Origin of the sequence: Bradyrhizobium sp. CCBAU 11361 (assembly GCF_028128935.1) — a bacterium.
In the GTDB taxonomy this organism is placed as follows: Bacteria; Pseudomonadota; Alphaproteobacteria; order Rhizobiales; family Xanthobacteraceae; genus Bradyrhizobium; species Bradyrhizobium niftali.
In genome coordinates, this window is sequence record NZ_LBJZ01000150.1 from 26767 (window position 1) to 33937 (window position 7171).

The following is a 7171-nucleotide window of genomic DNA, read 5'->3' on the forward strand; positions in this document are numbered from 1 at the left end:
GAGTCTGCGCGACGGGTCCATCAAGAGAGCCGCTCGTGGCCGCCTTCGCGCGGTGATGCCTGACCGCAGCGGCTTCAGACTCGTCCCCGGGCCTTCCAGCGGGCGTGACGGACATTGTTCGACCTCGATTGACAAGCGGTCGACCTCAGACGTCGCCGTATCTTTGCTGGCTTGCCGCGTCACGTGATCGGGAGCTTTTGCGCCGGCAACCTCAGTCAGGCCCGCTGAAGGTCGTGGTTTCCGAGAATTCCGCCCAGGCATGTCACGGCAGAATTGCTGTCGTTTCACCCGACGGCACGGGCGAAAAGCTGGTTGAAATTGCCTGGCACGGATAGTGGCTCTTTCGGGCACGGCGATCAGCCATTCGGATTACTCCGGAATAGTCGGTTTGGCCGTCGTGGCTTGTTGCCGCTGGTCTGCCATAATGCGCGGTGGTCTTGCCGACGCCGTCGGAGCCGTTCCGATGCTCAAAACAACATCTTCAAAAAAGGGTTGAGCCATGGGCACTTACGCAGCGACTGTTCTCGTGGCAGGCATCGTCCTCGCGCTGGCCGGCTCGTCACTCAACCCAGTCCAGGCGCAGAACGATTCTCCGCGGCGAGCCGTCCTGGACTCGTCGTCAAAGCCAATCGGGAAAGTTGTGGCAGCCGAGGGCTCGGTCATCATCGAGCATGTCGGAGCCGTCATTGCCCAGGTCAACGTCCCGGGCGAATCCATCAAGACGAAGATTGGCGATCCGGTCTATTTGGGCGATGTGGTTCGAACCGATGCCGACAGTCGGGTCGGCATCAACTTCGTGGATGGAACGTCGTTCAACTTGTCGAGCAACACCCGCATGACGTTGGACGAATATGTCTACGAACCAGCCGGGAAGTCCAATTCGACGATCTTCAGCCTGACCAAGGGGACGTTCGTTTTTGTTGCCGGCCAGGTTGCGAAGACCGGTGACATGAAGATCGAAACGCCGGTCGCCACGATGGGCGTTCGAGGCACCACACCTCATGTCGAAATCTCGGATGACGGAACCACCAGGTTCTCCACTCTTATCGAAGAGGGCAAGAACAAATATTCGAAGAAGTCCGGCGTAACGGGGGCACCGCGACCCGAGCAAAGGGCGGAGCACAAGCTCAATCTGAACATCTGCCGCGGGTGCTGACGCTGGTTCTAGCCTCCGCGCAATCGCCAGATCTCAGAGGACGGGGCCTGACATGGAATCAAGATCGTCCGTCGTCAAAAGCGGAGTGGCGATTGGCGTCCTGCTGTTGGTCGGCTTGCCAGTCGCGGCCCAGAATTCCAAGGTGAACAGCAGCTATCTCAGCTATATTGAACCCTGCAACGGGGCGGGTACCATCTCGCTTGATGCCCGGATCGCTGCCTGCACGGCTTTCATCGAGGCGCGTCAGGGGACGACGGCAGCTCTGGCTATCGCCTATAACAATCGCGGCAATGCCTACACCGCAAAGGGCGACTTCGACAAAGCCATCCGCGATTTCGATCAGTCGATCGCGCTCAAGCCGACATACACAAAGGCCTTCAACAACCGCGGTGTAGCTTACTTGAGGAAAGGCGAATATCAGCTCGCGATCGAAGCCTTTGACGATGCGATCAAGCTCGATCCTGACTATGGTGCCGCCTTCGTCAACCGCGCCGGAGCCTACCTGAAGAAAAACGACCACCAGCGCGCGGCGCATGACTACGACGAGGCCATTCGTCTCCAGCCCAATTCGCAGGCCGCATGGAGCGGACGATGCTGGACCCGGGCGCTACTCGGTGCCTGGCAGGCCGCGCTGGAGGACTGTGACAGAGCGCTTCAATCCGGATCGACCAGCGCTGCCGTGTACGACACGCGCGGGCTGATTCACCTGAGGATGGGCGAGTTCGGCGCCGCGATCGCCGACTACAATTCTGCCTTGCGGGCCGCCCCGGAATTGGCGAGCGCGCTTTTTGGCCGCGGGCTTGCCAAGCTGAAGCAGGGCGACGCGATTGGCGGAGATTCTGACATTTCAGCTGCAAAGACAATTCAGGGCAATATCGGCGACGAGTTCGCGCATTATGGCGTCGGTCACGACTGAGTTCACGACTGGCTCTGGCTCGTCGATCATCGCAGAGGAATTTGCTGAGACGGCGGCTGCGGTACACGCCGCGCCGGTCCCGCCCGGCGCCGGTGACGACGGAGTGTTAACATCTCCTTAACCACTTGCTCCCCAAATTCGGAGCGCGAATGCCTCAGCCCGCACGCAAGGCGTCGCGACGCACTGCGCGGGATCAATTCGCCAATACAGCATTAACAAGTCCTTAATTGGCAAAACCTACATTCGACGCCATGGGCCGGCGCCATGTGCCGGTATGGGTCGTCGAACCGGAAGAAGTGCCGCCAATGGCGCAGAAGGCTGCCGCTGGATTTGTGTCGCGAGCCCGCGCCATGGCGTGGGGGCTGTCGCGTCATGTCCGTAAGGCACCTGCGCTGGCAACCGTCCTCCTGGTCGGCCTGATCGCCGCAAGCCCGGCGCGGGCGGACCCGATCCGGGGCGAGGCCAGTTTTTCGGCCGGTGGCGGCTTTGCCCGTCTGGTGATCAAGCTCGGCGAGGATGTTCCCTCCGAGGTGACGACGGCCGGCTCCATTCTCATCATCCGCTTCGACCGGCCGGTCGACGTTCCCGTCGACCGGGTTCCGGAGGGCGCGCCCGACTACGTCAACTCCGCCCGCCGCGATCCCGACGGCGGCGCCATCCGCCTGTCGCTGGCGCGGCGCGTCACCGTCAACACCATGAATGCCGGCGAGCGCACCTTCATCGACCTGTTGCCGGAAGGCTGGAAGGGGCCGCCGCCGAGCCTGCCCATGGACGTGGTCAAGGAACTCGCCGAGCGCGCGCGCGTCGCCGAACGGGCGCTGCGTGCGCAGCGCGCCGCGGCCGAGACCAAGAAGCGTCCGCAGATCCGTGTGCGCGCCTCGGTGCAGCCGACCTTCGTGCGCTTCGTGTTCGAGATGCCCGACGGCGTCGGCGTGTCCTCCGTGCTCAACGAGCAGAAGCTCACGCTGGCCTTCAACGCCAACCTCAGTTTCGACCTCGCGGACGCGGTCGTCGCCGCGCCGCCGAACGTCGCCTCGATCAAGCAGAAGGCCGACATCGACCAGACCAATGTCGAGATCGCGCTGATCGGCGATTCCGACGTGCACTCCTTCCGCGACGAGAAGAACTACGTCGTTGACGTCTCCTTCCAGCCGGACAAGGGCAAGGCGGCCGCGACGCCCGAGGCCGCGATCGCGCAGGCCAAGTCTGCCGGCCAAGGCCATGGACCGGCACCGGCCGCGGAAAAGCCGGCGGCCGAGAAGAAGGATGCCCATCGCGAGATCGTGCCGCCGACCTCCGAGACGATCGCGCGCGACGCCAGGATCGATATCAAGCCCGAGGCGAAGCCGGAAGCGCCTGCCGCGATGCCCGCCGCCGAAGCGCCGAAACCGGCGCAGGCTCCTGCGGTCGAATCTGCGGAAGCGCCCAAAGAAGCGTCCAAGGAAGCCTCGAAGCCCACCCCGCCTGTTGCCGAAGCTCCGGCCGCACCGGCCAAGCCCGCAATGGTCGAGGCGCCCAAGGAGGTCGTGAAGGAAGCGGCGAAGGAGCCGGTCAAGGAAGCAGCCAAAGCGGCGCCCGCCGAGGCGCCGGCCGCGCCGCAGCCGGCCACACCGAGCGTCGATGCGCGCCGCGACAGCGACGGCTTGCGGGTGACGTTCCCGCTTCAGGTCGCGACGCCTGCGGCGGCGTTCCGCCGCGGCGACACCATCTGGCTGGTGTTCGACACGCCGAAGCCGATCGACGTCGAGGCGATCCGCGCCAAGGGCGGCGCGATGATCGGCGAGGTCGGCCGCATCCCCCTCGACAAGGGGCAGGCGGTGCGCATCCGTCTCACCCGGCCGCTGGTCTACTCGCTGACGAGCGAGGAGGTCGGCAAGGAGACCAACTGGCTGCTGACGCTCGCCGACAAGATCCAGGCGACGCCGCTGCCGCTGATGATGTCGCGCAACATCACCGACCCCGCGCTCGCCAACATCGCTATTCCCTTCGCCAATCCGGGCCTGCTGCACAAGTTCACCGATCCCGATGCCGGCGACATGCTCTACGTCGTCACCGCGCAGCGGCCGGTGCGCGGCTTCATCAAGCGTCAGGACCTCGTCGATCTCTCGCTACTGGAATCCGCCCACGGCATCGCGATCCGGCCGAACTCCGACGAGGTCGGCGTCGAGGTCGGATCCGACAAGGTCATTCTCGGCAAGAAGGGCGGACTGACGCTGTCGCCGGTCGACATCTCCGCCGAGCGCGCCCCGACCGCGGTACGCCCGATCTTCAGCCCCGAAGGCTGGCGCAAGGGACAGTCGGAAAACTTCATGACGCGCCAGAGCGACCTGATCACGGCGATCTCGGCCGTCGAGCCGGCGCTGCGCTCGCTGCCGCGGCTCGACCTCGCGCAGTTCTACATGTCGCGCGCGATGTATCACGAGGCCAAGGCCGTGACCGAATTGATGCTGAGCGATCCGCTCAACAAGGAGGAGAGCGGCGCGCTGATCATGCACGCGATCGCGAGCATCCTGATCGGCCGGCCGGCGCAGGGCCTGAAGGACCTCGCCAATCCCGTGATCGGCAACAGCCACGACTCCCAGCTCTGGAAGGCGCTCGCCTATGCGCGCCAGGGCAAATGGGCGGACGCGCGCGAGAAGTTCAAGAACGTCGAATTCGCCATCGCCTCGCTGCCGCTCGACATCCAGCGCATCGTGACGATGGACGCGATGCGCGCCTCGCTCGAAGTGAAGGACTATGCCGGCGCCTCCAAGCGGCGCAGCGAGCTCGAGATCGTCGGCGTATCGCCCGAGGCTGCGCCCGGCTTCGCCGTGCTGCGCGGCAGGCTCGCCGAGGCGCTCGGCCACGACAGGGATGCGCTCGACGACTACAGGTTCGCGGTCGGCTCGAGCGACCGGCCGGCCGCGGCCGAGGCCAAGCAGCTCGAGGTCGCGTTGCGGCAGAAGCGCGACGAGATCAGCAAGGAAGACGCGCTGCGCGAGCTCGAGACGCTGTCGATGACCTGGCGCGGCGACGCGATCGAGGTCAAGACGCTGCAGATGCTGTCGCAGATCTATGCCGAGAACGGGCGCTACCGGGACGCGCTCACGGCGGCGCGCACCGCGACGAAGCTGCAGCCGAACGCGGACGCCTCGCGCCAGGCGCAGGATCTCGCCTCCGACCTGTTCACGCAGATCTTCCTGGGGCCCAAGGGTGACGAGCTGCCGCCGGTCGAGGCGCTCGGGATGTTCTACGAGTTCCGCGAGCTGACACCGATCGGCCGCCGCGGCGACGAGCTGATCCGGCGTCTTGCCGACCGTCTCGCCTCGATCGACCTGCTCGACCAGGCCGCCGAGCTCCTGCAGTACCAGGTCGACCACCGTCTCGAAGGCGCCGCGCGTGCCCAGGTCGCCGCGCGTCTTTCCATGATCTATCTCGCCAACCGCAGGCCGGACATGGCGATCTCGGCGCTGCGCGCGAGCCGCATCAGCGATCTCTCCGGCGAGCTCAGGCAGCAGCGTCTGCTGCTCGAGGCCCGGGCGCAGAGCGACGTCGGCCGGCACGATCTCGCGCTCGACATCGTCTCCAACGTCTCCGGGCGCGAGGTGCTCCGCCTGCGCTCCGACATCTTCTGGGCGGCGCGGCGCTGGCGCGAGTCCGCCGAGCAGATCGAACTCTATTACGGTGAGCGCTTCCGCGACTTCAAGCCGCTCAATGCGGTGGAGAAGAGCGACATCATCCGCGCCGCCGTCGGCTACGCGCTCGCCGACGATTCGATCGGCCTGTCGCGCTTCCGCGAGAAGTACGCGCCGCTGATGAGCGAGAGCGCCGACCGTCTCGCCTTCAACATCGCCAGCAAGCCGGCCGCGGCCTCCAGTGCCGAATTCGCCGAGATCGCCAAGCTGGCTGCGAGCGTCGACACGCTCGACGGCTTCCTGCGCGAGATGAAGCAGCGCTTCCCCGACGCCACCGCCCGCGCGCCATCCGGGCCGCAGGCCAAGGAAGAGACCGACCACACCGGCTCGCTGCCGAAGATCCCCGCCGTGCGGCAGATCAGGATGACGCGGTAGGGACCCTGCTGCCGCGTGGAGCGCGGCCGGGAACGGCGCCGCAGTCTCCGTCATTGCGAGCCAACGGGTCCGCGCAAAGCGCGGCCCGATGACAGGCTCCGCGAAGCAATCCAGAATCTTTCCGCGGCGGCAGTCTGGATTGCTTCGTCGCAAGGGCTCCTCGCAATGACGGGGAGGGGCCGGAGGCTATCATTGGGGGCGGTGGGGATGCGTCGCTGGCATCGCCCACGTCCGCCTATCCCCCGTAGCTCTGCACCAGGCTTCCCGCCACCAGCGACCAGCCGTCGACCAGGACGAAGAAGATCAGCTTGAACGGCAGCGATATGGTTGCCGGCGGCAGCATCATCATGCCCATCGACATCAGCACGGAGGCGACGACGAGGTCGATGATCAGGAAGGGCAGGAACAGCAGAAAGCCGATCTCGAAGGCGCGCTTCAGCTCGGAGATCATGAAGGCGGGGACGAGGATACGGAGCGCGAGCTCGTCGGGGGTGGCCGGCGCCGGCTCGCCGGAGAGATCCAGGAACAGCTTGAGGTCCTTCTCGCGCACGTTCTTCTGCATGAAGCCGCGCAACGGGACCGAGGCGCGCTGGAGCGCATCCTCGACGCCGATCTGGTTGGCGACGAGCGGGCGGATGCCTTCGTCGTAGGATTTTTGCAGCACCGGCCCCATCACGAAGAAGGTGAGGAACATCGCGAGTGCGATGATCACCGAGTTCGGCGGCGCGGTCGCCGTGCCCATCGCGGTGCGAAGGAGCGACAGCACGACCACGATGCGCGTGAACGACGTCATCATGATCAGGATCGACGGCGCGATCGACAGCACGGTGAGCAGCGCGATGAGCTGGATCGCGCGCTCGGTGACGCCGCCGCCACCCTGACCGCCGAGATTGATGCTGATGTCCTGCGCATGCGCGAGGCTTGCGAGCGAAGCCGCACTGAACAGGACAGAAAGAAAAAGAACTCTACGCGGGAGGGCCGGCAGCCTCACGAAGACGGCTTCGGACGGCCGAGCAGGGAGGCCATCTCGTCTTCGAGATTCTCAAAGCT

The 7171-nt window shown here is 65.5% G+C and carries 4 protein-coding genes; 3 read left to right on the forward strand and 1 reads right to left on the reverse strand.

Annotated features, from left to right (window positions below; translation table 11 throughout):
- The first annotated feature begins 499 nt into the window (after nt 1-499).
- The 3 genes from XI08_RS13195 (at nt 500) to XI08_RS13205 (ending at nt 6121) form a co-directional block, all read left to right on the forward strand.
- On the forward strand, nt 500-1156 hold the full coding sequence (locus XI08_RS13195) for a FecR family protein (protein ID WP_271574707.1): 657 nt from the start codon (nt 500-502) through the stop codon (nt 1154-1156).
- A gap of 52 nt (nt 1157-1208) precedes the next feature.
- Nucleotides 1209-2072: a tetratricopeptide repeat protein gene (locus XI08_RS13200; RefSeq protein WP_027548522.1), complete on the forward strand. Its 864-nt coding sequence runs from the start codon at nt 1209-1211 to the stop codon at nt 2070-2072.
- 305 nt (nt 2073-2377) lie between these two features.
- Nucleotides 2378-6121, forward strand: a complete 3744-nt coding sequence (locus XI08_RS13205) for a tetratricopeptide repeat protein (RefSeq protein WP_271574708.1) — start codon at nt 2378-2380, stop codon at nt 6119-6121.
- A gap of 235 nt (nt 6122-6356) precedes the next feature.
- On the opposite strand, the gene fliP is transcribed toward XI08_RS13205, so the two are convergent.
- Nucleotides 6357-7112 (reverse strand): flagellar type III secretion system pore protein FliP, encoded by a 756-nt coding sequence (gene fliP, locus XI08_RS13210; RefSeq protein WP_027548524.1) that lies wholly within the window; start codon nt 7110-7112, stop codon nt 6357-6359.
- Between the last annotated feature and the right edge of the window lie 59 nt (nt 7113-7171).

Excerpts from the sequence above, each read along its gene's own strand:
- XI08_RS13200 (WP_027548522.1), top strand. The coding sequence starts at position 1,209 with ATGGAATCAAGATCGTCCGTCGTCAAAAGCGGAGTGGCGATTGGCGTC.
- XI08_RS13195 (WP_271574707.1), top strand. The coding sequence starts at position 500 with ATGGGCACTTACGCAGCGACTGTTCTCGTGGCAGGCATCGTCCTCGCG.
- XI08_RS13205 (WP_271574708.1), top strand. The coding sequence starts at position 2,378 with ATGGCGCAGAAGGCTGCCGCTGGATTTGTGTCGCGAGCCCGCGCCATG.